This is a genomic window from Aerococcus vaginalis (assembly GCF_053762225.1).
In genome coordinates this window covers 274,687-300,990 of sequence record NZ_JBSMYC010000002.1, presented here as the reverse complement: position 1 = coordinate 300,990, position 26,304 = coordinate 274,687, and the positions used below count along the sequence as shown (strand labels likewise).

Below are 26,304 nucleotides of genomic sequence, written 5' to 3'. Positions count from 1 at the left end.
TAAATACCCGAGCATCATACCATATTTATACGGTTTATTTCAACCATCAATTAGATTTTTGCACTATCTCGTGTTTGTAAAACCAACAATTGTCCCGCTTTGAACGAGAAGGTCATGTCATCTGTCACAAATTCATTACTGATAAACGACTGTGCATATGACATGTCGTAATGATCGAGCGGATACTTCGGCCCTTTGAGTGTCAACTCTTTCACCGGTTGCATCGCAATGAATGAGAGATAAGTCATTCTTGGGTCGCGGGTGAGTTGATACGTTCCTGGTGTATAAAATGCCAGGATATCATCTGGCGCTACAAAGCGAAAACGTCCGATGACGTCCTGATAGTATGGATCGAAGCCCATCCAAATATTATGGAGCGTATGATCGAGTCGGCCGCCGAGCATCGCATAGAAACGATACTCGTCCATTTTTGGAAATTCTTCCAGCAATACATGGAGCGCGCTCTCGGTATCGGTCAGATCTTTTTCTGGATTTAACGCGACAAATTGTTTCGCATGCGCCGCAACTTCTGCACGTTCTGAATCACTGATCGAATCAAAATCACCGACTGCGAGATCCATCGCGATATCTAATGCTAGTAACCGGCGTGTGCCACGATCGACCCCGATAAAGTACTGCTCATCGTCTGCGTGCTGTTTGATTTCTTCCTTAAAGAAAGCTTCATCAAAGGTAGAACTACCGATGAGATAAGCGATTTTCATTACGCGTCAGACTCTTTTCCCTCGGTGAATGATTTTACGGCCGCTGGAATATCTTCAGCTTTGAAGATATAAGAACCGGAAACGAAGCAATCCGCACCATTATCTGCACATTGTTTGGCACTATCTGGCTTGATTCCACCATCAACCTCAATTTCAAAGTTGAAGTCCTGCGCCTCACGAATCATGTTTAATTCATGAATTTTAGTCAACATCGCTGGGATAAAGACTTGCCCACCGAAGCCTGGATTGACCGTCATCACGAGCACCATATCAACAATCGGTAAGAGCTCACGAATGGCGCTGATCGGTGTGCCAGGGTTAACCGCTACAGCAGCTTTCATGCCTTTTGCTTTGATGGATTGAAGCACAGAGTATGTATGTGGCGTAGCTTCCGCATGAATCGTTACACTGTCCACACTCGCTTCAGCGAGGTCATCAATGTAGTCTTCAGGATTCGTCACCATCAAATGACAGTCGAGGAAGGTATCCGTGAATGAACGCACGGATTGAATGATCTCAACCCCGAATGACAAGTTTGGTACAAAGTGCCCATCCATGACATCGAGGTGGAGCCCATCGATACCACTCGCTAAAACTTCAGAGACGGTTTCTTCGAGACGGCTGAAGTCAGCATTCAAAATAGAAGGATATAATTTCATTACATAACTCACTTTCAATAAATTGTTTTTTGATTATCTAGTTCTTGGTAAAATTCTTGATAGTGCTGGTAGCGAGAAGCAGCAATTTCACCGGCTTCAACCGCTTGTTTGACAGCACATCCCGGTTCGTTCAGATGTACACACCCTCTGAACTTACAGTCAATCTGGCGTTCGCGCATTTCTGGAAAACATTCGCGCAAGTTCTGTGTCGTTAATGACTTCAAGTCTAATGACGAAAAACCTGGCGTATCGATCCAACGTCCACCGAGACTGTGGTAGAGTGCGATATGACGTGTCGTATGGCGCCCACGACCGAGTGCTTTCGACACTTCACCCGTTTCCAGTGCCATGTCCGGAATCATCTCATTCAACAAGGTCGTTTTGCCTACACCAGATTGCCCCATCACCACAATAGTTTTATCCGCAATCGCATCTGCGAAAGTCTTTGATGTTTTGATTGACGGTTCAGTAATTACGGTATAACCGATCGATTGATACAATTTTTCTGCTTGTGCCACGGTTTCGTGTTCTTCATCATTTTCCAACAAATCTTTCTTTGTTGGATAGATTACTGGCAAAACATCGATCGTTTCTAGATAAACTAAGAGACGATCAATCAGCCGCAATGGAATCTGAGGTTCTCTAACCGATACTGTCACGAGTGCGACATCAATGTTCGCTACTGGTGGACGATCGAGACGGTTTCGACGTGGTGCAATCTGAACGATCGTACCACTCCCATCATCGTTCATTATAAAGTCTACTTGATCGCCGACAAGTGGTTCTTGTGCTTTCTTCTTATGCCGAAATTGGCCGCGCGCACGCGTACGTATCACGTCGCCATCCGGTGTTTCCACATCATAAAAACCGCTAATAGCCTGTGTAATCATGCCGTGTTTTGTCTCAGTCATTATTTGGTACCACTCGACTTTCCATAATCGTTTCACCATCACGAACAACCTTGAATCTTGCCTCTTCACCGTTATCTGTTTCGAAACGTAAAGTATAATTACGGTTTCTAGAAATTCTCAACGTGTCTGCTGGTGAATCATAGTTGTGATTCTTGTCATCGATATAAATCTCGACTTCATTTCGACTCGCATCATCACTATCATCGAACGGGATCGTGATCCGGTAGGTGAATCGTGACGTCTGTCCATTGTTTCGTGTTCTCGAGTTATCACTCGTTTCCGGCTCCTGACCTTTAGATAATGTCACCGTTAACGGATTCCCATGCGTAATTTCTGAACCAGCCGAAATGGTCTGTGCCATCGCACGACCTTCATCTATGGAATCAGAATAATCCTCATTAAAGGTTAGCTGTAGCTGATATTGATCGGCATATTGTTGCACCTCAGCCTTGGAATACCCCGTCAAATCAGCCATCGTGAAGATCTGTTGTCCGAGACTTACGGTCAACGTGACGGTTGTTTCTTCTGGAACCGCCTGTTCCCCAGCGGCAACATCTTGTGCCATCACAATATTCGGCGCTACGGTATCACTATATTCGCCCGCTTTATTGACAGTATAGCCTTGCTCTTGCAACTGAGCTGACGCTTCCTCATAGCTCATGCCAGTAACATCTGGCATCTCAGACGGCTGTTTCCCATCACTGATAATGAGGTTCACACCGTCGCCTTTTTTAATCTTGGTGCCCATCGACGGGTTGGTGTCAATCACATGATCTTTCGGAATTTCTTCATTATATTCACGGCTATTCCCATAAACGGAAATCCCGAGATTATTTAACGCTTCCGTCGCCTCATCAACCGTCATATTCTGGATATTCGGGAGATCGACTTGATTACGACGATTATTAATCGCTAAAGTCGTGAGCCCTGTCCCCAACAAGAACAGCACTAGCAACAGCCATACCCAAGCATGCTGCCACCATTTCTTCGGCTCTTCGTCTTCTTTTTTATCCTTTTTAGCTTGTTTTTTAGGCTTTTTATCTTGCGCTTTTGCTGTGTTACTACCGCGCGATGCCATCGAAGCTACCCCTGCGCCGACAGCGGAAGCGGCGACCATCGCTTCGGGATGATGCGACATTTCATTGCGGATCGCATCTTCACCGAGTACCGCGGTTTCCATACTGACATCTTCTTCCGGTGAAAAGCGTGTCTCACCCTGTCGTTCAAGCGACAGCGCTGTGCGTAAATCTTCACGCATCTCTTGACACGAGGTGTAGCGATGGCTGGCATCTTTAGCCGTTGCTTTGTAGATGACATTCTGCATCGCCATCGGTATGTCGGAACGATCTGCTGTAATATCCGGCAACGGTTCTTGGAAATGCTGAACAGCGATACTTACCGCGGATTCGCCATCAAACGGCACGTGTCCTGTCATCATTTCGTAACCGACAATACCGAGCGCATAAACATCGGATTGTGGTGTTGCGATCCCACCGCGCGCCTGTTCTGGCGAGAGATAATGAACCGACCCGATAATCGTATTCGTTTGCGTCAATGCCGTTTCCGTCGAAATGACCGCAATACCGAAATCCATGATCTTCACGGTGCCGTCCGGTTTGATCATAATATTCTGCGGTTTGAGATCACGGTGAATGACGTAATTTTCATGCGCGGATTGAATCCCATCTAGAATTTGAGAAAGGATATCCTGACATTCTTCTGGTGAGAGCGGTTGGTTCTGTTTAATATATTTCTTGAGATCCATCCCCTCAACATATTCCATGACAAGGTAGTGGCCTTTGTCGTTATCGACAATGTCATAGATATTGACAATATTCGGGTGATTTAATTGCGAAATCGAATAGGCTTCGCGCTGAAAACGCTCGACAGATTTCTCATCGGAATTAGCATTTAACCGTAAAAATTTAATGGCAACTTGGCGATCGAGATATTCATCCATCGCCAAATAGACCGTCGCCATGCCGCCTGACCCGATCTGCCTAAGGATACGATAGCGATCGTCGATTAATTCGTCTTTTCTCATTCGCTAACGCTCCCTTCAATTTTGATCACTACAACCGTTACATTATCCCGACCACCTGCATCATTAGCCTGTTGAATCAACTGTTTAGCTGCTTCATCAACCGACGTGGCCACTACTAAAATGTCCTGTATCTGCGCATCCGTCAACATATCCGTCAGCCCATCGGAACATAATAAGTAGCGATCACCAGCTTCCAAGACCGTCTGATCAATAGCTACATCGAGGTACTCATCAACACCAATCGCTTGACTCAATTTATGTCTTTCATTGTGTGTTTCTGCTTCTTCAGGTGTCAGCACACCCTCATCAAGAAGACCTTGCACGTACGTATGATCCTTGGTTAACTGTTCAAATTCATGATGACGCAAGCGGTAGCAACGACTATCACCGACGTGCGCAATCACACCTTGATCGTCGAGTAGCGCCATACCGACAATCGTCGTTCCCATTCTCGACAGATCATCATATTGCATGGAAACATTATAGACACGGCGATCAGCTGCCCCAACGGTCTCATTGAACCATTTCGCAATGTTATCTGATGTCATCGCTTCTGTCTTTTCCCAGGCGACACCCACTTGATAGAGTGCCATTTCACTGGCAACATCGCCGGCATTTTCTCCACCCATACCATCACACAGCAATGCGAGTGTCTGGTTGGAACGATTTTTAAAGATATCCGCCTGATCCTGATTATTCTGTCTTCGTTTCCCAACATCTGTCAGTTTTGCAATTTGCATACTGTCACCTTCTTCTCTGATATTTTTCTAATAGCTAGTGACCTTGTTTTGTTAACTTCGCAATGAAAAAGCCATCACTCTGATATTGATGCGGCAAGATTTCGATCGTACCATCCTCACACATCGCTTCGGCTAAGGGTGCCTTTAGTGCGTCGGATAGTGCTTCGATCTGCATTTCTGGATGCTTCGCTAAGAAATGTGCGATAACTTCATGATTCTCTTCATTCGTAATCGTACACGTACTGTATAGCAACGTCCCGCCAGGCTTTAAGACTTCGAATGCTGCATCTAAAATTTCTTCTTGAATCGCTTGTAAAGCTTTCAAGTCAGCGAGCTGTTTATGATATTTCGCATCCGGTTTACGACGGAATAAGCCAATACCAGAACACGGCGCATCGACTAAAATTCGATCGAATGTGTCTTTAGGGAAACGTTCTGCTAATTGCGTCGCATCACCAGCTGTAATCTCTGTCTGTGCTGATACATGTAGTCGCTTCACGTTGGCTTCGATTGTCTTCAATTTGCGCGGTTCAATATCTGATGCGATCACCTGGCCAGTTTTGCCAACTTTTTCGGCAAGCTGAACGGTTTTACCACCCGGCGCCGCACAAGCATCCAACACACGTTCTCCTGGTTTAGGGTCGAGAATTTCAACCGCTAATGCTGCTGAAGCATCTTGAATCGTGAAGCGACCTTCAGAGAACATCCGACTATGCATCGGGCTCCCTGAGGTTACACGATACACATGCGGTGTGATCGCGCTCGCTTCAACTTCAATACCTTCAGTAGCCAAACGTGCGATACTTTCTTGATCTGATAATTTATTTAGTCCGCTGAAACGAATATTAACGGGCGCGGGCTGATTCAATGATTCTGCAATCGCTTCAGTCTGCGCTGTACCCCATCGTTTCACAAAATAATCATACCATATCGGCGGTAAACTATTGGTTAAGGTTCGATAATTCTTAGTGTCGGTGGCCAGTTCCTTCAAGATGTCCTCGAGCACTGGTGCCTGACGCATAATATTGCGAAGCACACCGTTGACAAATCTGGATACTGAGCGATTCCCGCGCACTTTAGCAATATTAACTGCCTCATCAACAATCGCATGATCCGGAATATGATCGAGATAATAGAACTGATATAAACTTTCCAATAGCAGTTCTCTCATCCATCGTTTCATCCCTTGCGGACGTGCTACAAAGTGCAAGAGGATGCGCTCCAACGTGTAATGGCGCTGCATCGTACCGTACGCTAAATTGGTAAAGAGTGGGATGTCTCGTTTAACAATGCGATTCTGACTGATCGTCTGCTGTACCCCGTCGTTAAGGAACTGTTCGCCAGTCATCGCGCGGCTGAGTACCTGCATGGCCTGATAGCGAGCGGTTTGCTTCAGTGATGGTGTTTGCTTATTCGTTGTCAAAGCGTTTACCTTCCTCGAGGTTTCCACTACCACCATTGATAAAACCGGCGATATCCATACGTTTCTTACCTGCTGGTTGAATCTCTGTCAAAGCAAGCACCGTACCTTCGCCGCACGCCACGTGTAACGTCGCTGGTTTTTTGTCAATTTTGATGACTGTTCCCGGTTCCTCGTGCGTTGTCTCATCACTCACTACTTCGCTATTCCATAATTTATAGCGTGTACCTGCCATCAAGGTGTGCGCAACCGGCCAACTGTTGAACGCACGAATTTGGTTGTGGATACGTTCTGCTGTTTCTGTCCAATCCACGCGTTCCTGTTCACGTGTAATATTTGGTGAAATCACCGCCTGTGATTCATCCTGAGGCTGAGGAACCGGCGTAATCTCACCTTCTAAGTAAGCAGTGAGATTATCCATCAATACCTCAACACCGAGATTGCTCAATTTTTCAAACATCGTTTCGACCGTATCTTCGGCTTCAATCGGAATACGTTTCTGCGCGAGCATATCACCAGCATCCATCTTCTTCACGAGTTGCATCAATGTAATACCTGTCTCCGCGTCCCCATTCCAAATCGCATAATGAACGGGTGCACCGCCGCGATATTTTGGTAATAGACTGGCATGAATATTAATCGCACCGTGTGCCGGTGTATTGATCAATTTTTCTGGCAGGAATTGGCCGAACGCAGCGGTCACAATCACGTCGATCTGTTCTGACTCAATAAATGCTTGTACTTCAGCATCTTTGCTGATTTTTTCAGGTTGAAAGACTGGAATATCGTGTGCCAAGGCAACTTCCTTCACTGGCGTCGGAGTAAGTTTGCGCTTGCGACCCACTGGACGATCCGGCTGTGTTACGACTGCCTTCACATCATATTCTGGTGCTTGGATCAATGCTTCGAGTGGTTTCACTGAAAATTCTGGCGTTCCCATATAAACAATTTTGTACATGTGTGTTCCTCCTCGTTATAAAAACTGTTGCGGTTCAATATCAATCGTAATATAAATGCGGTCTTTCTCCCACACCTGTGCTAATTCGCGAATTTCTTCTAATAACTGTTTGGGGCTTTCTGGATTGCGATACTGATAAATCATTTGGAAATAGTAGCGTTTCTTCAGACGCCGCGCAGGTTCTTGACTCGGTCCAATCACACGGTCATTAAATCGTTCCGCATGCTGCCGCAATTTCGTACCCAGTTTGACAGCAGCTACCAACGCATCATTCTCTTCTGCACTCGATACCGTCACCTGCACCGCAAACACATACGGCGGGTAGTGATTCAACTTGCGATAGTTCATCTCCGTGCGATAGAACCCTTCATAGTCCTGCCGTGACGCAAACTGAATTGCATAGTGATCCGGGTTAAATGTCTGAAAAATAACCTGGCCCTGCGTATCACCACGCCCCGCACGCCCACTAACCTGTGTGAGTAATTGAAAGGTGCGCTCTGCTGAACGAAAATCGGGCATAAATAGTGAGGTGTCCGCATTCAATACCCCTACCAAGGTAATATTCGGGAAATCGAGTCCTTTCGCAATCATCTGCGTCCCCAATAAAATCCCTGCTTCATTGTTACGGATTTTGGTGAGTAATTGGTCATAGCTATTTTTACGGCGTGTCGTATCATTATCCATACGAATCACCGTTTCATTCGGAAACAGTTCATTGATCTCTTCTTCGACACGTTCAGTACCTACACCAAAATCACGCAGACGTGTTTCGCCACACACTGGGCAGCGCTGTGGCAATGGGATTGTATAGCCGCAGTAATGGCAGCGTAGCGTGTGATCTGAACGATGATACGTCAATGATACGCTACAGTTCACACAGTTGAAAACATGCCCACAATCGCGACACATTAAATAATTCGCGTAACCGCGGCGGTTCAAAAGTAAAGCGACTTGGTGCCCTTCATTGAGCGTCTGCTGCATGGCACGATACAACTGCCTAGAGAACTGGTGATAATTTTTCTGTTTGTACTCCTCTCGCATATCGACAATCGATACGGTTGGCAGTGGCTTTTGATTGGCGCGTTCGGTTAGTCGTAGTAACTGATACCGTTTATTCTGTGCACGTGCGCGCGATTCTAGGGATGGTGTCGCACTCCCCAGTACCACCGGACACGCATGATAGCTACTCCGCATCATCGCAATATCTCGTGTATGATAACGCGGATCCTTCTGTTGTTTATAGGCGAGATCGTGTTCTTCATCGATAATAATGATCCCAAGATTTTGAAACGGTGCAAAAACAGAAGAACGTGGGCCCACAGCAATTTTGGCACGTCCATCTTTGATTTTGCGCCATTCATCAAACTGCTCACCGACAGATAACCGGCTGTGAAGCATCGCTACCGCCTCACCAAAACGCCCTTTCAGTTGTCCAACAATCTGCGGTGTCAATCCGATCTCTGGAATTAACAGAATTGCTTCTTTTCCCTGATCAAGTGCTGCTTGGATCCATTGCATATACACTTCGGTTTTTCCGCTACCTGTAACCCCTTCGAGTAAGTAGATGCCAGTTTGATGGTTTTCAATCGCTGCTTTGACTGGTTCAAAAGCTTCGGCTTGTTGTGGTAATAACGATTTGGCTGTCGTGCGTTCAATCGTCTGCTCGCTATAAGGATCACGATCAACAACTTCTTCAAATATATTGAGCCACCCTTTTGCTTCGCCACGACGGATCGTTTGCAAATTGAGATCGTATTCCTCACGCAACGTTTTGAGTGCGATTCGCTGCCCATCCAGTTGCATCAATACTTCGCAGAGTAATTGCTGCTTCGTTGCATGCTTAGAGAGTTGGTCATGTACGGCTTCTAACTGTTCAAAGCCAAGTAGCGGTTGAATCCATTTTTCTGTCGCTTGCGTCGTCTGATCATTCACGCTGTATTTAAGGCGCACTTTATCTTGTTTACGCCATTGAAGCAATGTGCCGAGGAGCTGTCTTTTTTCAGCTTCCTGCCAGCGAATGGCGGACTGATCTTTGAATGCAGACTCGCGTTCCATATAGGTTAAGTGGCGCGTCGGATAGAATGTTTTTTCATACTGGCCTTTGAGCATACTCGGTAGCATCGCTTGGAGACAGTTAATGCGGAAACTGAACAGTTTTTCAGACATCTCACGGCTCAATTCGAGTAGTTCCTCAGTGACCACTGGTGTTTCATCCATTAAGCTGCTGATCTCACGCATTTCACCATCATAGTCCGTTTGTGACGTTAAATTCACTACAAATCCGATCACTTCACGTACACCGAACGGCACTTTAACGCGCATACCACATGTGATACTGTCTTGCAAGTCATTTGGAACGGCATACGTAAATGGTCGATCTGTCTGTTGTGTCGGTACATCAACGATCACTTCTGCATATTGCCTATTTTCTACCACGCACTTCGCCTCCTATCTTTCCAAATAAAAAAGGTGGCACATGCCACCACCAATCCGTTATCTCATTTGAGCGAACGACTCATTATTCAGCTGTTTCGACGGGTTGTTCATCTTTCGCAACAACCAATTTATCTTTTGCGATTTCTTCCAATGACTGACCAATATATTTTGGTGATTCGTAAGTTTTTAACATTGGATTTTGTTCAGCTTGCAATTCGTGTGCACGCTTGCTCGCAACGCTACACAATGAATACTTGGATTCAATATTATCTAACAAAGTATCAATGGATGGATAAATAATCATTGAATGTCCCCTTCTCCCATATAATTCTCGACAACATCATCAATAAAACGATCGACCTTCAAATGTTCAGCTTTGATGATCGTCAAAATACGCTCTACTGCACGACTGACTTCATCATTTTCGACAACGTAATCGTACTGTGTCATTAACTGCAGCTCGTCACGTGCCTTGTCCATTCGTTTCGCAATCACTTCTGAACTGTCCGTTCCGCGATTGACAATACGCGATTCTAATTCACGCATGTTAGGCGGCGCAAGGAAAATAAATACCCCTTCCGGCATGCGACGTTTCACCTGAAGCGCCCCCTGCACTTCAATCTCTAAGAAAACGTCTTTTCCTTGTTCGGTCATACTTTCCACATAATCGATCGGCGTTCCGTAGTAATTATCGACATAGGTCGCATACTCTAGGAGACGTTCCTCATTGATCATTTCTTCAAAATTCTCTTTCGTAATGAAGAAATAATCTTTACCGTCGACTTCACCAGCGCGTGGTTGACGCGTGGTTGCAGAAACAGAGTAATAGAACTGATCTTGTCCTTCTTTTGTGTTGAATAATGCTTTTCTGACGGTTCCCTTTCCTACACCTGAGGGACCCGACAGAACGACTAACAATCCTTTCGACTTCATAGTGCACCTTTCATCCAAATCTCGATAGTGTGCCATTTATGATACCACAAAACCCCATGACCATTAAAGCATTGCCACGATTTTTCACTAAAAGTTCCTCTGATCAAAAATCGTTCTTGACTATCGAACGTCTGTTCGGTAATATCATATCACGAAAACAGAACAAATGTTCGATAGGAGTTCGACCAATGGAAAATACTTATCGTCATCCGTGGGGTATCTTCCCACAACTCGCAAAGCGTGCCTTCAAACCTAAAACAAAAACTGCGATTCCTACTAAGACACGTATGAAGACACTCGATGATTTACAAGAAACCGTGACCTACTATGCCGAACAACAAACGCCCGTTTATTTAAAAGTCAGCCGTCGCATGGGAGACGGATTAACTTGCGATACATACTTCGGAACGTTTGAAGCGGCGATGGAGGGTCAAGTCTTTCGCTTCTACGATATCGACAACGGCATCCATCGCGTCATTCCTGCTGAATGTCTCTTAACGATCAAAGCTACAGAGTTAGATTAAAAATAAAAAAGAACGAAGCGTCGTTCAGCTTCGTTCTCATAAACATTATAAAATCGGTGATAATAGACGGGAGAAATTCTGTCTAAATTTCTTCCAGAGTGATTGTTCGTTGAAGTATGCGCGACTCAATTCGGTAGAGTCTAAGACGTCTTTATCGAACTGGTCATGCATTTCTTTAGCGAATTTTTGATTATAGACGAAATTATTGACCTCGAAGTTCAACTGGAAGCTTCTAATATCAAAGTTAGCGGTTCCCATGCTGACAATTTCATCATCAATACCAACCACTTTGGCATGGATAAAGCCTTTATCATATCTAAAGACACGAATACCGTATTTAATGGCTTCGCGACAGTAATATTCTGTAGCACGATAGACAAATGGATGATCCGGCTTACATGGCACCATAATACGCACATCCACACCGGACATTGCCGCGTACTTCAATGCTTCGAACGCTGCCTCGCTCGGGATAAAGTATGGCGTCTGCATGATAATACTCTTCTGTGCCATCGTAATGAGTTTAGTGTACCCCATTTCAATTTGATGCAGATCATGCTCAGGGCCACTCGAAACGACTTGCATAGCGACATGATTGTCTGTTTCTTTGAGTGGGAAATAATTCTCAGTCGGTTCTTCAACACCGAACTCTTTCAAGAAATCTTTGTAGTAGATGCGACGACTCGCACACCAGTCTTTGATAAAGACTTCCTGAATGCCTTGAACGATATCACCTTCAACGCGCATATGCGTATCGCGCCAATAACCGAGATCCCCTTCACCGATGTATTCGGTCGAAATATTGAATCCGCCGATATAACCAACTTCCCCATCGATGACTACCTGTTTACGGTGATTACGGAAGTTGAGACGCATATTTTGAATCCAGTGTGAATAGCCGAGGAACGACACTACTTCCGCACCAGCGTCTTCGAGGCGTTTCATGTCCTCTTTATCCATTTTACGTGCGCCAACCACATCGTAGAGAAAACGCACACGGACGCCTTCTCTAGCTTTTTCTTCTAAAATATCAACAAACTGCTTACCGAGTTCATCTGATTCAAAAATATAGAATTGGAAACTGATATGATGCTTCGCTTTCTTCAGATCTTCCATCAAATGATTCATGAACTCATGACCTTCGAAATACAATTCATAGTCATTGTTTTCGGTCAGTACTGTTTTGCCATTCTGCCCGATTAAATCAACTAATTGTTGCTGCGGAATGGTGTATTCCTGATCGAATTTCTGCTTACCATTCTCATCGAGGTACTTCTGCTTGATGCGATCAATCCCCATCTTGGCACTCTCATCAAGCATATAGATACGCTTATTCGAAATACGACGCCCGACAAAGAAGTAAGCAATAAATCCAATTCCCGGGAAAAGAATCAGCACGAGCAACCATGACCATGTCGACGTCACGGGACGATCTTCGGTAAAGACGGTCACAATCGCACCGATCGTATTAACGATTAAGAGAAAGAGAATAATGTTCCAAATAAAGTTCATTGTTCACCTTCTCTTTCTAATCATTCAATAATCGAGAACGTTCGCGACGTGAGAGATATGGCGTGTGACGCGGAATATAACGATCTGATTGGATGAACAGTAATCCAAATAAAATCACCAACGCAACAGCACCTGATGCTAGCGCCTGAATCCCTTCTGTCTGCAAGACATTTTGGAATGTCACATCTGCTTGGAATAACATACGAATCAAGCCGCTCACTAAAAAGTAAGCGAGTGTTGCTAGAATCGTCCCGGTTGCCAGATTTAAATATACTGACGACATTCGACGATTATTTAATGTACGCTGTAAATTCTTGGCAAAGAGACCAGCAGTCCCAAATAATAACGCAGCAATCGCTGTTAGGACTGCGAGCGTATCGAATACTGCACCCGTGGTGAAGTATTCGATACCTAACTGCCCAAACCCTAATACTAAACCGCTAATCATTCCTGGCAACGGTCCGCGTCTAAACGCGAATAGCATCACGAAGAAACTACCAAGCTGCCATGCCGGAGAGACCGCTAATGGTACATAGCCCATTGCAGTGTTGATAGCAAGGGCTAATGCAGTCATGATCAATCCTTCCACAGCAACGACTAACCAATCTGAGGCTCTCATTCAATTATCGCCTAGCCTTTCATAAAATTATGCTTCTTCCGGCGATGAGATGCTTCTTCAATCACCGGTAACACCATTGGACGACGCTGTGTTTCTTTGTAGAGGTAACGCGATAAGCTATCTCTAATGTCATTCTTCAACTTCGACCAATCAAAGTGTTTTTGATCTTTCAACTGTTTCTCGACAACTTGACGCACTAAGTCCTGACTTGCCGCAATAATTTCATCGGACTGCTTCATAAAAATAAAGCCGCGTGAAATCACTTCTGGACCAGCAAGAATTTTACCCTCGCTGCGAGAAATTGTCACAATCACCACAAAGATCCCATCTTCTGACAAAATGCGACGGTCTTTGAGGACAACATTACCGATATCTCCCACACCACTACCATCGATCAAAGTATTGGCTGCTGGAACACTCGATAATAACGTCATGTTGTGATCTTTGTACTGTACGACATCCCCGCGATCAAGTAAATAAATATGATCGCTCGGAATCCCCGCCGTTCCAGCAAGTTTACTATGAGCATGCATCTGACGGAATTCACCAGAAACTGGGAAAACATACTCCGGCTTCATGATGCGGATCATTAGTTGCAGATCCTTAGGGGTTGCGTGACCACTTGTATGCAAGTCACTGAACAAATCAACCGTATGACCACCCGCACGGTACACTGCATCTTTGGTACGTGCCATCTCTGTTTCCATCCCCGCATTCGGTGTAGTCACCAGGACCACGAGATCGCCATCTTTAATCTGTAACTTTCCATATTGTCCGGCAGACATTTGGCGCAGTGCAGATAATGGCTCGCCTGTATCGCCCGTCTCAAGTACAATGACTTCAGAATCATCGTACTTATCGAGTTCATCGAGCGGTTTGAAAAGATCTTTGGATGGAATCGTTAATTTATTAAAGCGAATAGCAGCATCGATCATACTCTCGACATCACGACCCGATACAAAAATATGACGCTTAATCGCATGCGCGGCGTTGATGATCTGTTGAATACGTAGAATATTACTTTCTACGCTTGCCACAATCACACGTCCGTTCGCTTTTCTAATTTCACCAGCGAGCGACTGTTCGACCTGAATTTCTGGTTCACTATCGAAGTAACTGTTCGCCTGTTGTGATTCAGACAAGAGTGCTAATACGCCGTCACTCGCAATTTCACTCAATTTTTGGAAATCAGTTTGGTATGCTTCACTCACCGTCATATCGAACTTGAAGTCACCGGTGTAGACGATACTGCCTTCGTCGGTCACGATCGAGATTCCGATTGAATCCGGTACCGTGTGCGTTGTTTTAAAGAATTTAACTGTCACATCTTCAAATTCAATCTCATTCTCTTCATTAATGACGTAGAAATCTTTGAATTGGCGCACACCACGTTTACGGCATTCCTGCTTTACACGATGGATCGTGAGTTCCGTACCGAACACAGGCACAGATACTTCACGCAACAAGTACGGCACGGCCCCAATCGCATCGGCATGCTGATGGGTTAAAAATACCCCTGCGATTTGATCTTTATGTTCAATCAAGTAGGTAAAATCAGGAATCATAAAATCGATCCCCAACATATCATCCGGTGGGTAAATTAATCCACAATCGAGAATATACATCGATCCGTTCACTTCAACGACATACATGTTCTTGCCGTCTTCGCGAACTCCACCGAGTGAAAGAATTTTAATATCACTCATTAACTATTGCTTCCTCTCTACTATTAACTCGTTTTTTCTTGTAGTCGTGTGACTAAAGACACTCAATCGCCTCAAATCAGCGATACAACGTTAAAAATACTCCTTTCATTTTAGCAGAGATAACCACTTGCCACAATTGAAAAATGACCACTCCCATCGAGTGATCATTAATATCCCTAAAAATAAAAAAGAGCCAAGCAAGCTGCTTGGCTCTCTGACATGCATCTTTATTAGCGACGCAAACCTAATGCCTTGATTAACTCACGGTAGCGTGTAACGTCTTTGTTACGCAAGTAAGCTAACAAGTTACGACGGTGACCGATTTTCTTCATCAATCCACGGTAAGACGCGTAGTCTTTTTTGTGTGTCTTAGCGTGTGCGTTCAATTTGTTAATATCTGCCGTTAACAGAGCGATTTGGACTTCCGGAGATCCTGTGTCGCCTTCGTGTTGCGCGAATTTCTCAATGATCGCGTCTTTTTCTGCTTTTAATAACATTGCATTCACCTTTCTAATGATCTGCCACATATCGAGTGAAGCGTCGGTGAGTCGCTAAACCCAAGATGCGGTACAAAAAACATAATCGAGCGTAAATCGCCAACAATTAACGTTTGGAGAACTGTGGAGATTTACGAGCTTTCTTACGACCTGGTTTACGACGTTCTTTTTCACGTGGGTCACGCGTTAATAAACCAGCAGACTTCAATGGTTTACGGAAGTCTGGGTCAACTTCTAATAACGCACGAGCGATACCGTGACGGGCTGCACCAGATTGACCAGTGAATCCACCACCGTTAACGTTGATGTAAGCGTCGTATTGACCTTCAGTAGCTGTTACTGCGAATGGTTGTTGAACGATTAAGAACAATGATTCGTAAGGAAGGTATTCTTCCATGTCTTTACCATTGAAGACAACTTTACCACTACCTGGTACTAAACGTACACGAGCAGTTGAGTTCTTACGGCGTCCAGTTCCTTGATACTGTGCTTGTGCCATATATTTTCCCCTCCCTTAATTAAAGTAATTCGTTAATGTCAACAACTTCTGGTTTCTGAGCAGCGTGGTTGTGCTCGCTACCAGCGTAAACGTGCAAGTGTTTCATTTGGAGACGGCCCAAACGAGTGTGTGGCAACATACCGCGTACGGATGTTTCAACTAAACGTTCAGGTTTCTCTGCACGCATCACACCAGCAGTTGTGGATTTAATTCCACCTGGGTGACCAGAGTGACGGTAGTATTTCTTGTCGGTAGCTTTCTTACCAGTCAAGCGTACTTTTTCTGCATTGATAATGATAACCGAGTCCCCAGTATCAACGTTTGGGGTAAAAGTCGGTTTGTTTTTGCCGCGTAAGAACGTAGCAGCGACTGTAGATAAACGACCCAATGGGATGTCAGTCGCGTCTAACACGATCCAACGGCGCTCTGTTTCATTTGGCTTAGCCATGTATGTTTGACGCATGTGTATTCCTCCGTTATTTTTTCAAAGATTGTCTGATTCACAATTAGTTCCGGGGCTAATCGTGGGGCAAACAATACCGTCTAACAGTCTATCGTTTTTTACTACCTAAGTCAACCTGGTTATTTATTTTTACACATCCCCTATCCAATTTATCCATGATACTTTAACTATTCTCTTACAATTAATGAACTAGATGATTTTATTAATATTTCAATCTAATCATTCACGCTATCTTTTAGATTGTAGTACAATAAATCTAGGTATATTTTTTAAAGCTTTTCTATATTCAATTCAAAGGAGTTAGATATCATGGATAACGATAAAAAACAACAAATTCTTTCCGATATTATTGCAATGGAAACTGTTGGTGATAATGAGAAAGAAGTTTGTGAGTACTTTAAATCACTCTTTGACGAATATGATATTCCATCCGAAGTTGTGGAACTTGAAGATGGTGAGAATCGTGCCAACCTTGTAGCAGAACTCAAGGGTGATGCTGAAGGTAAAACATTAGTTTACAGTGGTCATGCGGATGTTGTGAGTGCTGGGGATCCAGAAGACTGGTCACATGACCCATTCGAACTCGCTGAGGAGGATGATGGCCGTATTTTTGGTCGTGGTGTGACTGATATGAAAGCCGGCTTGGCTGCAATGGCTATCGCGATGGTCGAATTAAAAGAGAACAATGAAAAATTGAATGGGACGTTACGTCTAATTATCACGTCAGGTGAGGAGTCTGAAATGCCAGGCTCAGAAGCTGCCAATGAACGTGGTGATATGAAAGACGCCGATGCATTGATCGTTTCTGAACCTTCGAACGGTGCGATTGTAACTGCCCATAAAGGTTCTTTCCAGTATAAAATCACCGTTACTGGTAAAGAAGCACATAGTTCAATGCCACAGTTAGGGATCAATTCTATTGATCTTACCCGTCAATTGATGGATAAGATTGATGAAAAAATTGCTGATTATCTAGAAGATCACAAAGATGAAGATCTTGGAGAAACATTCAATGTTTTCACACGGATGGACGGTGGTGATCAGGTAAATAGTGTACCTGCTAAGACAATTCTCTTTGGTAATGCTCGTACTACTAATACCTTTGATAATGAAGCGGTTTTAGACATTGTTAAGTCTTCTATTGAAGAAGTGAGCGAAAATACAAAAGGGAAAATTTCTGTCGATGTCTTAGAAGATGCTGAGGCTATCGTTCGTCCAGAAGATAGCACATTGGTTGAAGCTATTCAAAAAGCTAACAAAGAACAAGATCATGATGAAGCTTGGGCCGTTGCATTTAAGCAATTACTCGAGGAAAAAGATCCTGCTTCACTCGGTCTACCAAAAGAATTAATTAAAGACATCGATGTAGACACATTAATTAAGAAATACGAAGAAAACCCACACCCTGTCTTTAAGGCGGATGGTGTTACAGATGCTTCTTTCCTATTAAAGGACAATAGCGATGCTGATTTCGCACTCTTTGGACCAGGGATTTCACCACTTGCCCACAAGGTCGATGAATTCATGTATCTAGACGACTACCTTGCTTACTGTGAAAAATACGCATTAATCGCTAAATACTACCTCAATGACTAATCATTAGCAAATTAGCCTAAAGGCCCGAGACGCTCCTGTTTCGGGCCTTTTTTTCGTGTATACAAAAAAGCAGTGACCGACTAGCCACTGCTTTAATTTTAATTCAAAACAAAGGTTATCACGAGTGATAGCGCTAGGAGTACTAACAGGAGTATGCCCATAAATAACGCAATCAAATAGCGTGTCTTCTGCTCTTTATGGTAGAGATACCAACCGGAGATCAACAGTAATACGTCTGCAATCAGTGCGATAATTAACCATACCTGCATGCCACTCAATCACTGTCACCTATTTCTCACTCGATTGATGATCTTCTCTAGCGACCTTAATCGCTTCCTTCGCTTCGAGCTGTTCCTTAACGTAATCGGCCACTTCCGCATGCTCTTTGTTTAAGACTTTGGAGTAGGCCATGATTTCATCAATCGTCTTATCCAAGAAAGCAATCGTGTCGTCCAGTGGTTTTTGCGTCGTCACATCGACACCAGCAAGTTTAGCCGCTGGAATTACTTCGTCGCTACCGAGTTTCAAGTAATTCAACCAGTCATCGACCGCACCCGGCTTACCGTTAATCACATTCAAGTAAGCTTCAGTAGAGATGGTCAATCCCGCGCTGTACGTGTAGGAGTAAAGTCCCATGTAATAGTGTGGCTGACGCATCCACGTCAATTCAGCACCCGGATTCAATTCTACGGCGTCACCCCAGAACTTGTGGAGAACGTCATATTTCAACTGCGATAAGGTATCTGCAGTGAATCCCTTACCCGCATCGACTAAACGATAAACTTCACGCTGGTACGCTGCTTCTAATAAATGCGTGATGAAATTGTGGAAGTACGTATTCGTCAGCATCTGTGCTCGCGCAAAACGTTGCGTTCTCGGATCTTCCTGTGTCTTCTGCAAGTAGTTTGCCATCAATAATTCATTGAAGGTTGACTGTGATTCTACGAGATAGAGGCTCGGTTCATCTGTGAGGAACAAGTTATTCTCTTCCGCATTAATCATCTGACCGGCATGTCCCAATTCATGGATCAATGTGTATACATCCGATAATTGACCGTTGAAGCTCATCAAGATGTACGGATGCACGCCACCCGCCATCGTTGCGAAACCACCTGTGGATTTTCCTTCATTCTTCGCATAATCAATCCAACGCTCTTCAAAGGCAGGAATAATTGTATTCACGTATTCCTCACCGAGCACGCTCGCTGCTTCGCGAACGTAATCCTCAGCATCTTCCCAAGTAATCGGTTGGCTGTAATCGGGATCGAGATCGATTTTCAAATCCGCGTACGTCATCTTATCGAGATTGTTCTCCTCTTTGAGGTGCGTGATGTATTTCTGCATAACCGGTGCGAGATCATTCATAATCGTGTCAATTTGACGATCGTATAATTCACGTGATACACCCTGATCGAATAATAAGTAATCAATCACGCTGTCAAACCCGCGCAAGTTGGCCTCTGCCTTTTCAGTCATCACGTGAGTGTAGTACGCCTGAGCCACTGTGTTTTCATATTTGCGCAACGCCTTTTGGAATTCATCGAACGCTTTACGACGCAATTTAGTATCCGGATGATACATGTAGTAATCTTCGTAAAGCACGAAACTCAATGGATATTCCACACCATCTACGTCAAAGGATGGGAAGGTCATATCTGCTAGTTTCGCCTGATTATAAATTTCTGATGGTTGATTGAAGACTGATTGAAATTCTTGCAGCACGCTTTCTTTATCTTTGCCGAGATAGATCTGTTTATCACGTTTGATCAGACGGACGTAGTTATTGAGACGTTCATCCGCTGCTGCTAACTCATCAAGCAATGCGTCATCGGATTCTAGTAACTGATAGCGTAAGAATGCCGTATGCTTATTGACTGCTTGAAGCGCATAATCTGCTTCTTGCAAACGCACGGTCGCTTCATGGTCGTTACGATTCGCTTCAACAGGCAAAAACGTATAATGTTCTACTTTAGAAGCTAAACGATAAATATCAGCTAATGCATCAATCGCTTCCTGAATAGTTGAGATACTATCCAGGTGATCTTCATACTTTGCTTTGAATGCTTTCGCATCCGCAATCAGTTTCTCTTTGGCTACTTCGTAATCTTCTGGTGTTTTGAAAATCGCCGTAAGATCCCAAGTGCTTTCTTCTGGGACTTCGGAACGTTTCGGAAATGTTGGAATAACTGACACGATTATAATCCCCTCTCACTACTCTTTCTGTCTATTGTAACTGATTGTCGTCTATTATTTCAATAGTCAGACTTTTCATTCATAGCGACTATTCTTCGCTTCACGTTCATCATCCGATAAATAACGGACTTCTTCCAAGAATAAACCGTGTGCTGGTGCAGTCGGTCCTGCTTCATTGCGATCTTTGACATCGAGTAGTCGTGCTAATTCATCCGTTTCTTTCAAACCATCACCGATCTGAAGCGATGTCCCAACAAGAATACGCACCATATTGTATAGAAAACCATTGCCTGTAAAATGAAATAGTCCGATGCTGGTCTTCGGATCGTAATCAAAACGGGCTTCGGTTACCGTGCGAACTTTATCGGTCTTATCTGTCTTCGTCGAACAGAATGACGAAAAGTCGTGCGTACCGACGATGATCGGTAAGGCCTCACCAATACGCTCGACTTTTGTACGATACGGATGATGTAAGATGTACTGACGATCAAACGGCATCACCACTTCACCGAAATGCACACGATACAGGTAACGTTTTGACTTCACGTCGTAGCGCGCATGGAAATCTGCACTTGTCGCCTCACAGTGTGTGATACGAATACTCTCAGGCAATAGACTATTGAGTGCTTTCTGCAGGGATACTGCCGCAATTTGACTCGGATAATCAAAGTGTATCACCTGACCGAGCGCATGCACACCGGAATCGGTACGCCCAGAAGCATTGACAGGAATCGTGTATCCTTTCGACATTTTAGTTAGTGCCTGTTCAAGTTCCCCTTGAATTGTCTTTTGATTGGGTTGTACCTGAAAGCCAGCGTAAGGTGTGCCGTCATATGCCACAATCGCTTTAAAGCGCTGAGGGTGATTACGTAATTCTCTCACCATTGTCTCACCAGAACTGCTAATGCGCCGATCAATACGATACCGACCAACGTCCATGTATCGGTTGATGTCCAATGCAATAAACGATATTTCGTGCGATGGTTGTTATCGCCGCGATAGCCACGCGCTTCCATCGCAATCGACAAATCATACGCACGATCGAACGCACTGATGAACAATGGAATTAATACTGGCAAGAAAGACTTAACGCGTTGAATCAGACTACCTTCACCAAAATCGACCCCACGCGCACGCTGCGCATCCATAATTTTTTCAGCTTCATCCATTAATGTCGGCACGAAGCGCAATGCGATCGCTAACATCAATGCCATTTCCTGGACAGGCAGCACTTTTTTCAATGGTCCAGCCAAGGACTCCAAACCGTTCGTCATATCGAGAGGCGCTGTCGTTAATGTCAATAGCGTTGATATGAAGATAATAAAAATAAATCGGAACAGAATGAAAATCGCATTGACCATTCCACCCGTCGTCAACGCAATCGGACCGAGTTCAAATAGCACGGTGCCTTCGCGGGTGAATAATAGCTGTAAGATAACCGTCATCAAGATCAAAAAGATCATCGGACGCAAGCCGCGAATGAACACTTTCAATGAGATTTTCGTTAACCAAACACCAAGCATTGCTAATGCGAATAAAATCAGATAGCTCCACCAGTTATTCGCAAAAAAGACGACAATCAATAAATAAAACATGCCGAGCAATTTCACACGCGGATCCAATTGATGCACAAAAGAACCGGTCGGCAAATAACGACCTAATATCAATTTATTCGACACCGTCTTCGCCTCCTTTGCGCGCCTTAATCTCTTGAATTAATTCGTCAAAACGCAAGGGCCATTCGTCTGGTTGGAATAAGCCACGTTCTTGTAATATTGCCGCTAAACGATAGGTATCTGGTAAATTTAAATGATGCGCTTCGAGCCATTCCCCATCAGAGAAAATTTCACGCGGATTCCCCTCACGAATAGCCTGCTTATTCTCCATGACCACCACATGATCTGCGTATTCCGCTACATCATTCATCTGGTGCGTCACCAAAATAACGGTAATATTCTTTTCTTTGTAGAGATCATAGAACATTGTCATCATTTCACGCTGTCCTTTTGGATCGAGACCTGCAGTCGGTTCATCCAAAATTAAAATATCTGGCGACATCGCTAAGACGCCCGCGATCGCTACACGCCGCATCTGTCCACCTGACAAGTCGAACGGTGCACGCTCAAATAGTTCTTCTTTGATTCCCACTTGCTGCAACGCTTGTCTGGCGAGTTGTTCGGCCTCTTCCTCACTGGCACCGTAATTTTTAGGGCCAAACATGACATCTCTCAGGACAGTTTCTTCGAAAAGCTGTGATTCTGGGAATTGGAAAACGATCCCTACATGTTTACGAATATCACGAAGAATTTTTCCTTTGCTATCCGGTTTCAGTGTTAAATCTTTAATAGTCACTGTCCCCGCAGTTGGTTTTACTAGCGCTGCGAGATGCTTGATGGCGGTCGACTTGCCGCTCCCTGTTTGTCCAACCAATGCCGTGAATTGTTGTTCGGGAATGGTAAAACTGACATCGTCCAGCGCTTGATGCTCAAACGGTGTGCCCGCACTATATGCAAAACTGACGTGATCAAAAATTATGGACATAGCCAATCCACCAAACTTTCTTCTGTAAGATATTCTTCAGGCACGGAAAACCCAGCATCTGATAAGGCGTGCTTCACGCGTTCTGGGAATGGCAAAAGTAAGCCGCGTGAAATCAATCCTTCTGCATCCTCAAAAATCGTATCCGGCAATCCTTCTTTAACTAACTCGCCTTGACTCAGGAGAATCAACCGATCACACGATGTGGCTTCTTCAAGATCATGCGTAATTGAGATAATGGTTAAATTATTACGTTCTTTGAGCTGACGAATCACGCGCATCACTTCACTGCGCCCTTCCGGATCCAACATACTCATCGCCTCATCGAGAATGATAATCTTTGGTTGTAATGCCATCACACCCGCTAATGCGACACGTTGTTTCTGACCACCGGATAAGTTGCCAGGTTCTTTTTCACGAAAATCCCACATGCCAACTTCTTTGAGTGCTGTTTCAACTTTTTGCACCATTTCATCATGTGGCACGCCCGCATTCTCTAAGCCAAATGCCACATCATCTTCAACGGTCGCGCCGACAAATTGGTTATCTGGATTTTGAAATACTAATCCTATACGGTCACGGACATCCCACAACGTTTCTTCAGTGAGGACAATATCATCAACTGTGACAGTCCCGCTGTTTGCTTCTAATAAGCCATCGATGATTCTCGCTAAGGTCGACTTACCGGAGCCGTTGTGACCAATAATTCCAAGCCACTCACCTTCATTTACATGAAAATTAATATCGTTGAGCGTTTGCTTTTCTGCGTCTTCATCGTATGAAAAATGCAGATGATCAACCGCTAATATTTGCTTTGTCATCTTTCCCACCATTCCAATAAAAAACTCTTCTGTAAATCCTTTTACAGAAGAGTATCAACTAGTTATTTATTTGAATAATTTCGGCCTTTAAGCGTATTGTCATTCACAAATACTTATCGCCATGCCGCTAATCATTCTATCTATTAGTGAAACTCTGCCGTTTCCTCCAAGTTTAATAGAGCGGTGTCAAAATTGCAACGGCAGCGCTTCATTTTAATTAGTGTTTTGCGAGTTCATCACCGATAAATGCGATCCAGTGTCTTGACCCTTCCTTATTGAGATGCAAACCATCCGGCTCGAGCCATGTGGTATGATCCTGACTCTTGTAGTAGGTATCCCAATCAATCAAGACGAAGCGCTCTGGATTCTCTTTGGCTTTATCAGCTAGGAACTGATTGACCTCATCGTGCCACTGACGATCGACGTGCGTATTCACGAGATAAATTTTGTGATTAGCACCGAGCGCATTATCCACCTGATCGAATTGCGATTCCGTAAACGGACCATTCGCACCGAGATTTAGAACGATATTTTCCTGCAGCGCCCCCTGCTGTGCTAAACTCTGAATAATCGGTGCAACGGCGTACATCTGGAGCCCCACCTGAGCGCTAACGATCGCCTGCGGATAGAGTGCATAGATCGCTGGTGAGACGCCGACTGTTAACGAATCACCGATAAAGGTCACTGGGAACTGATATGCATGTTTCTTCGCATCGTCCGATACAAATTCCAATAGATATTGTTGTTCCTGATCTAGTCCTTGATAGTAATTATTAACCGCTTCCTGATCGACCTTGGTTAATGGTTCGGATTGCTGACTCACTGCGGCACGCTCAGAATTCAACTGCGCATTTTTGCTCTGTTGTTCCAAAGCTTTTTGTGTTTCTTTCTGCGCTGTGTCATCAGTTGGCGCGGCAATGACTGTCCCTGTCGCTGTCACAAAACCGATCGCTAATAGGCCAAAAATGATTTTTTTCGGTAGTGGAGTTGTGTGTTCCGTCAGTTTTTCTTTTTCTTGGAAGAGACGCAACGGCTCACCCTTCTCAAGAATAAAGAATGGAACCGTATAGCGTTTTTGCATTAATAATTGATAAGTCGCAAATCCCAATACGAAAATCACTGCAATCTGCAACCACGGCCTCCCTGTAAAACCGTCGCCATTCGGTACGCTCGAATAAAAAATCGTGAAGATTGGATAGTACCACAAGAACACTGGGAAGGTTTGATTACCAAGATTTGCTGTAATTGGGAATTGCAATAGGAGACCGAGCCAACTATTCGGCTGCATTAACGCAATCAAACCAATCGCTGCCACAATATTAAATAAGAACATCCCACCGTAGTAAGTAAATGTTCCGGAATCTGTAAGGTTAAACATCAAAAATGTACAGATTAAAATCGCCACTACCGCGATAATATCAACGATCCATGTCAAGAATCCCTTATTTAATACCGCATAGAAATAGGATTTAACGCTTTTCGGCGATTGATCAGCTGTTGGTTCACCCATTTCCTGATTATTGTAATCATAATAGGCGTATACCGTCCCATCTTTTCGTCGTTCCTCGTGTACACGATTATCATGACGAAACGCAGCAATTGTTGGACTGATGATCAAGTAACATGCCACGCCTAAGCCGAAGCTAAAGAAACGTGTATCAGTGCCATAATAAACACGCGTTGGGTCTTGGCCAGGCGTGAAAAGTAATGCCATCAGTAAACCACTGATTATGCTTAACCCCATAAAGAACCACCCAACTGCCTGAGGGGTTTTAAAGAAGCGTCGGATGAAGCGATAGAAAGCTTCCATAAAAATGATTAATTGCAGGTAGACCGCAATATACCAGAGATGCGCAAAGATATCTGGATGGAGAAAGTTCGCAAAGTAAGAGCCACCCGCAATAATTTGGCGCCAATTACTCACGAAAAGTAAGCCACTCCATACACTTGGACGGATATTAACGAGCAATTCGCGTCTAAATAGCAGTAAACCCACAACGCAGAACATAACGATCACAAGCATCGGCCAGATTAATTTTTTAATACGACGAAACAGTCGAATGAGCCACTGCCCATCCATCTGTTTCGTATAACGCTTTTCGAGATGATCAGCCATTAAAATACCAGACAAGATAAAAAAAAGATCGACACCTAAAAAACCAGCCGTCACGGTATGTGTAAAGTAGTGGTAGCAAATAATTGCAATCATCGCTAACAGCCGTATGGTATCCAACTGTCCATAGTATTGTTTCTTCATCGCGGATTTCACGCCCCCTTACAAAAGTCCCATCTATTATACCATAAATCACAATACAGAAAATATTTCAACGGAGTAATTTTAACAAAATATTACAATTTAATTACACACATTGTAATAAAGATAGTTGTTTTCATTAAAAAAAGTGAGGTCTCCCCCACTCCATTCGTTACTAGACTAACGTATAGTCTGTCATTATACATGAACTTTTGTCTGTTGACACAATTTTTAAGCAAAAAAAATTCATCCTCGGAAA

At 44.1% G+C, this 26,304-nt stretch carries 25 protein-coding genes; 2 read left to right on the top strand and 23 right to left on the bottom strand.

Annotated elements, in window-relative coordinates; all coding sequences use genetic code 11:
* Positions 1-50 precede the first annotated feature (50 nt).
* The 10 genes from ACWOEX_RS03745 to gmk all read right to left on the bottom strand — a co-directional run bounded on the left by ACWOEX_RS03745 (position 51) and on the right by gmk (position 10,823).
* Complete coding sequence (locus tag ACWOEX_RS03745; protein WP_455298072.1) at positions 51-722, bottom strand: thiamine diphosphokinase; 672 nt, start codon at positions 720-722, stop codon at positions 51-53.
* Positions 722-1,381 carry a ribulose-phosphate 3-epimerase gene (rpe, locus tag ACWOEX_RS03740; protein ID WP_455298070.1) on the bottom strand — a complete coding sequence of 220 codons (660 nt, stop codon included), beginning with the start codon at positions 1,379-1,381 and terminating at the stop codon, positions 722-724. Before rpe ends, ACWOEX_RS03745 begins: the two co-directional genes overlap by 1 nt.
* Before the next feature lie 14 nt (positions 1,382-1,395).
* Positions 1,396-2,292: a ribosome small subunit-dependent GTPase A gene (gene rsgA, locus ACWOEX_RS03735; RefSeq protein ID WP_455298068.1), complete on the bottom strand. Its 897-nt coding sequence runs from the start codon at positions 2,290-2,292 to the stop codon at positions 1,396-1,398.
* The gene (gene pknB / locus ACWOEX_RS03730; RefSeq protein WP_455298066.1) at positions 2,285-4,336 is read right to left on the bottom strand and encodes a Stk1 family PASTA domain-containing Ser/Thr kinase; all 2,052 of its coding nucleotides are present in this window, start codon (positions 4,334-4,336) and stop codon (positions 2,285-2,287) included. Before pknB ends, rsgA begins: the two co-directional genes overlap by 8 nt.
* The gene (locus ACWOEX_RS03725) at positions 4,333-5,076 is read right to left on the bottom strand and encodes a Stp1/IreP family PP2C-type Ser/Thr phosphatase (protein WP_455298064.1); all 744 of its coding nucleotides are present in this window, start codon (positions 5,074-5,076) and stop codon (positions 4,333-4,335) included. Before ACWOEX_RS03725 ends, pknB begins: the two co-directional genes overlap by 4 nt.
* 34 nt (positions 5,077-5,110) lie before the next feature.
* On the bottom strand, positions 5,111-6,499 hold the full coding sequence (gene rsmB / locus ACWOEX_RS03720) for a 16S rRNA (cytosine(967)-C(5))-methyltransferase RsmB (protein ID WP_455298063.1): 1,389 nt from the start codon (positions 6,497-6,499) through the stop codon (positions 5,111-5,113).
* Complete coding sequence (gene fmt, locus ACWOEX_RS03715; RefSeq protein ID WP_455298061.1) at positions 6,486-7,454, bottom strand: methionyl-tRNA formyltransferase; 969 nt, start codon at positions 7,452-7,454, stop codon at positions 6,486-6,488. The genes rsmB and fmt overlap by 14 nt, the downstream gene beginning before the upstream one ends.
* Before the next feature lie 15 nt (positions 7,455-7,469).
* The gene (gene priA, locus ACWOEX_RS03710; protein WP_455298060.1) at positions 7,470-9,890 is read right to left on the bottom strand and encodes a primosomal protein N'; all 2,421 of its coding nucleotides are present in this window, start codon (positions 9,888-9,890) and stop codon (positions 7,470-7,472) included.
* A gap of 82 nt (positions 9,891-9,972) precedes the next feature.
* Positions 9,973-10,194, bottom strand: coding sequence for a DNA-directed RNA polymerase subunit omega (rpoZ, locus tag ACWOEX_RS03705; RefSeq protein ID WP_455298058.1), 222 nt, complete (start codon positions 10,192-10,194; stop codon positions 9,973-9,975).
* Positions 10,191-10,823 carry a guanylate kinase gene (gmk, locus tag ACWOEX_RS03700; RefSeq protein ID WP_455298173.1) on the bottom strand — a complete coding sequence of 211 codons (633 nt, stop codon included), beginning with the start codon at positions 10,821-10,823 and terminating at the stop codon, positions 10,191-10,193. Before gmk ends, rpoZ begins: the two co-directional genes overlap by 4 nt.
* Positions 10,824-11,011: 188 nt before the next feature.
* Here gmk and ACWOEX_RS03695 point away from each other — a divergent pair, with 188 nt between their 5' ends.
* Positions 11,012-11,347, top strand: a complete 336-nt coding sequence (locus ACWOEX_RS03695) for a hypothetical protein (RefSeq protein WP_455298056.1) — start codon at positions 11,012-11,014, stop codon at positions 11,345-11,347.
* Between the two features lie 45 nt (positions 11,348-11,392).
* Here the strand turns inward: ACWOEX_RS03695 and cls are convergent, their stop codons facing one another.
* The 6 genes from cls to rplM form a co-directional block, all read right to left on the bottom strand.
* Complete coding sequence (gene cls, locus ACWOEX_RS03690) at positions 11,393-12,859, bottom strand: cardiolipin synthase (protein ID WP_455298054.1); 1,467 nt, start codon at positions 12,857-12,859, stop codon at positions 11,393-11,395.
* A 16-nt stretch (positions 12,860-12,875) separates the two neighbouring features.
* Positions 12,876-13,478 (bottom strand): energy-coupled thiamine transporter ThiT, encoded by a 603-nt coding sequence (locus ACWOEX_RS03685; protein ID WP_455298053.1) that lies wholly within the window; start codon positions 13,476-13,478, stop codon positions 12,876-12,878.
* 11 nt (positions 13,479-13,489) lie between these two features.
* The gene (locus ACWOEX_RS03680; RefSeq protein ID WP_455298051.1) at positions 13,490-15,184 is read right to left on the bottom strand and encodes a ribonuclease J; all 1,695 of its coding nucleotides are present in this window, start codon (positions 15,182-15,184) and stop codon (positions 13,490-13,492) included.
* A gap of 230 nt (positions 15,185-15,414) precedes the next feature.
* Positions 15,415-15,681 (bottom strand): 30S ribosomal protein S15, encoded by a 267-nt coding sequence (gene rpsO, locus ACWOEX_RS03675; protein ID WP_455298049.1) that lies wholly within the window; start codon positions 15,679-15,681, stop codon positions 15,415-15,417.
* A gap of 106 nt (positions 15,682-15,787) precedes the next feature.
* Complete coding sequence (gene rpsI / locus ACWOEX_RS03670; protein WP_455298047.1) at positions 15,788-16,180, bottom strand: 30S ribosomal protein S9; 393 nt, start codon at positions 16,178-16,180, stop codon at positions 15,788-15,790.
* 19 nt (positions 16,181-16,199) lie between these two features.
* The gene (gene rplM, locus ACWOEX_RS03665) at positions 16,200-16,643 is read right to left on the bottom strand and encodes a 50S ribosomal protein L13 (RefSeq protein ID WP_455298046.1); all 444 of its coding nucleotides are present in this window, start codon (positions 16,641-16,643) and stop codon (positions 16,200-16,202) included.
* 309 nt (positions 16,644-16,952) lie between these two features.
* Here rplM and ACWOEX_RS03660 point away from each other — a divergent pair, with 309 nt between their 5' ends.
* Entirely contained in the window at positions 16,953-18,239 is a 1,287-nt protein-coding gene (locus tag ACWOEX_RS03660; RefSeq protein WP_455298044.1) for an ArgE/DapE family deacylase, read from the top strand.
* A gap of 98 nt (positions 18,240-18,337) precedes the next feature.
* Here the strand turns inward: ACWOEX_RS03660 and ACWOEX_RS03655 are convergent, their stop codons facing one another.
* The 7 genes from ACWOEX_RS03655 to ACWOEX_RS03625 all read right to left on the bottom strand — a co-directional run bounded on the left by ACWOEX_RS03655 (position 18,338) and on the right by ACWOEX_RS03625 (position 26,048).
* Complete coding sequence (locus tag ACWOEX_RS03655; RefSeq protein ID WP_455298043.1) at positions 18,338-18,517, bottom strand: hypothetical protein; 180 nt, start codon at positions 18,515-18,517, stop codon at positions 18,338-18,340.
* 10 nt (positions 18,518-18,527) lie between these two features.
* Positions 18,528-20,432, bottom strand: coding sequence for an oligoendopeptidase F (gene pepF / locus ACWOEX_RS03650; RefSeq protein ID WP_455298042.1), 1,905 nt, complete (start codon positions 20,430-20,432; stop codon positions 18,528-18,530).
* Between the two features lie 75 nt (positions 20,433-20,507).
* The gene (gene truA / locus ACWOEX_RS03645) at positions 20,508-21,317 is read right to left on the bottom strand and encodes a tRNA pseudouridine(38-40) synthase TruA (protein ID WP_455298041.1); all 810 of its coding nucleotides are present in this window, start codon (positions 21,315-21,317) and stop codon (positions 20,508-20,510) included.
* On the bottom strand, positions 21,311-22,111 hold the full coding sequence (locus tag ACWOEX_RS03640; protein ID WP_455298040.1) for an energy-coupling factor transporter transmembrane component T family protein: 801 nt from the start codon (positions 22,109-22,111) through the stop codon (positions 21,311-21,313). Before ACWOEX_RS03640 ends, truA begins: the two co-directional genes overlap by 7 nt.
* Entirely contained in the window at positions 22,101-22,973 is an 873-nt protein-coding gene (locus ACWOEX_RS03635; RefSeq protein WP_455298039.1) for an energy-coupling factor transporter ATPase, read from the bottom strand. Before ACWOEX_RS03635 ends, ACWOEX_RS03640 begins: the two co-directional genes overlap by 11 nt.
* Positions 22,964-23,791, bottom strand: a complete 828-nt coding sequence (locus tag ACWOEX_RS03630) for an energy-coupling factor ABC transporter ATP-binding protein (protein ID WP_455298038.1) — start codon at positions 23,789-23,791, stop codon at positions 22,964-22,966. The genes ACWOEX_RS03635 and ACWOEX_RS03630 overlap by 10 nt, the downstream gene beginning before the upstream one ends.
* 217 nt (positions 23,792-24,008) lie before the next feature.
* Positions 24,009-26,048 carry an acyltransferase family protein gene (locus ACWOEX_RS03625; protein ID WP_455298036.1) on the bottom strand — a complete coding sequence of 680 codons (2,040 nt, stop codon included), beginning with the start codon at positions 26,046-26,048 and terminating at the stop codon, positions 24,009-24,011.
* Positions 26,049-26,304: the final 256 nt, after the last annotated feature.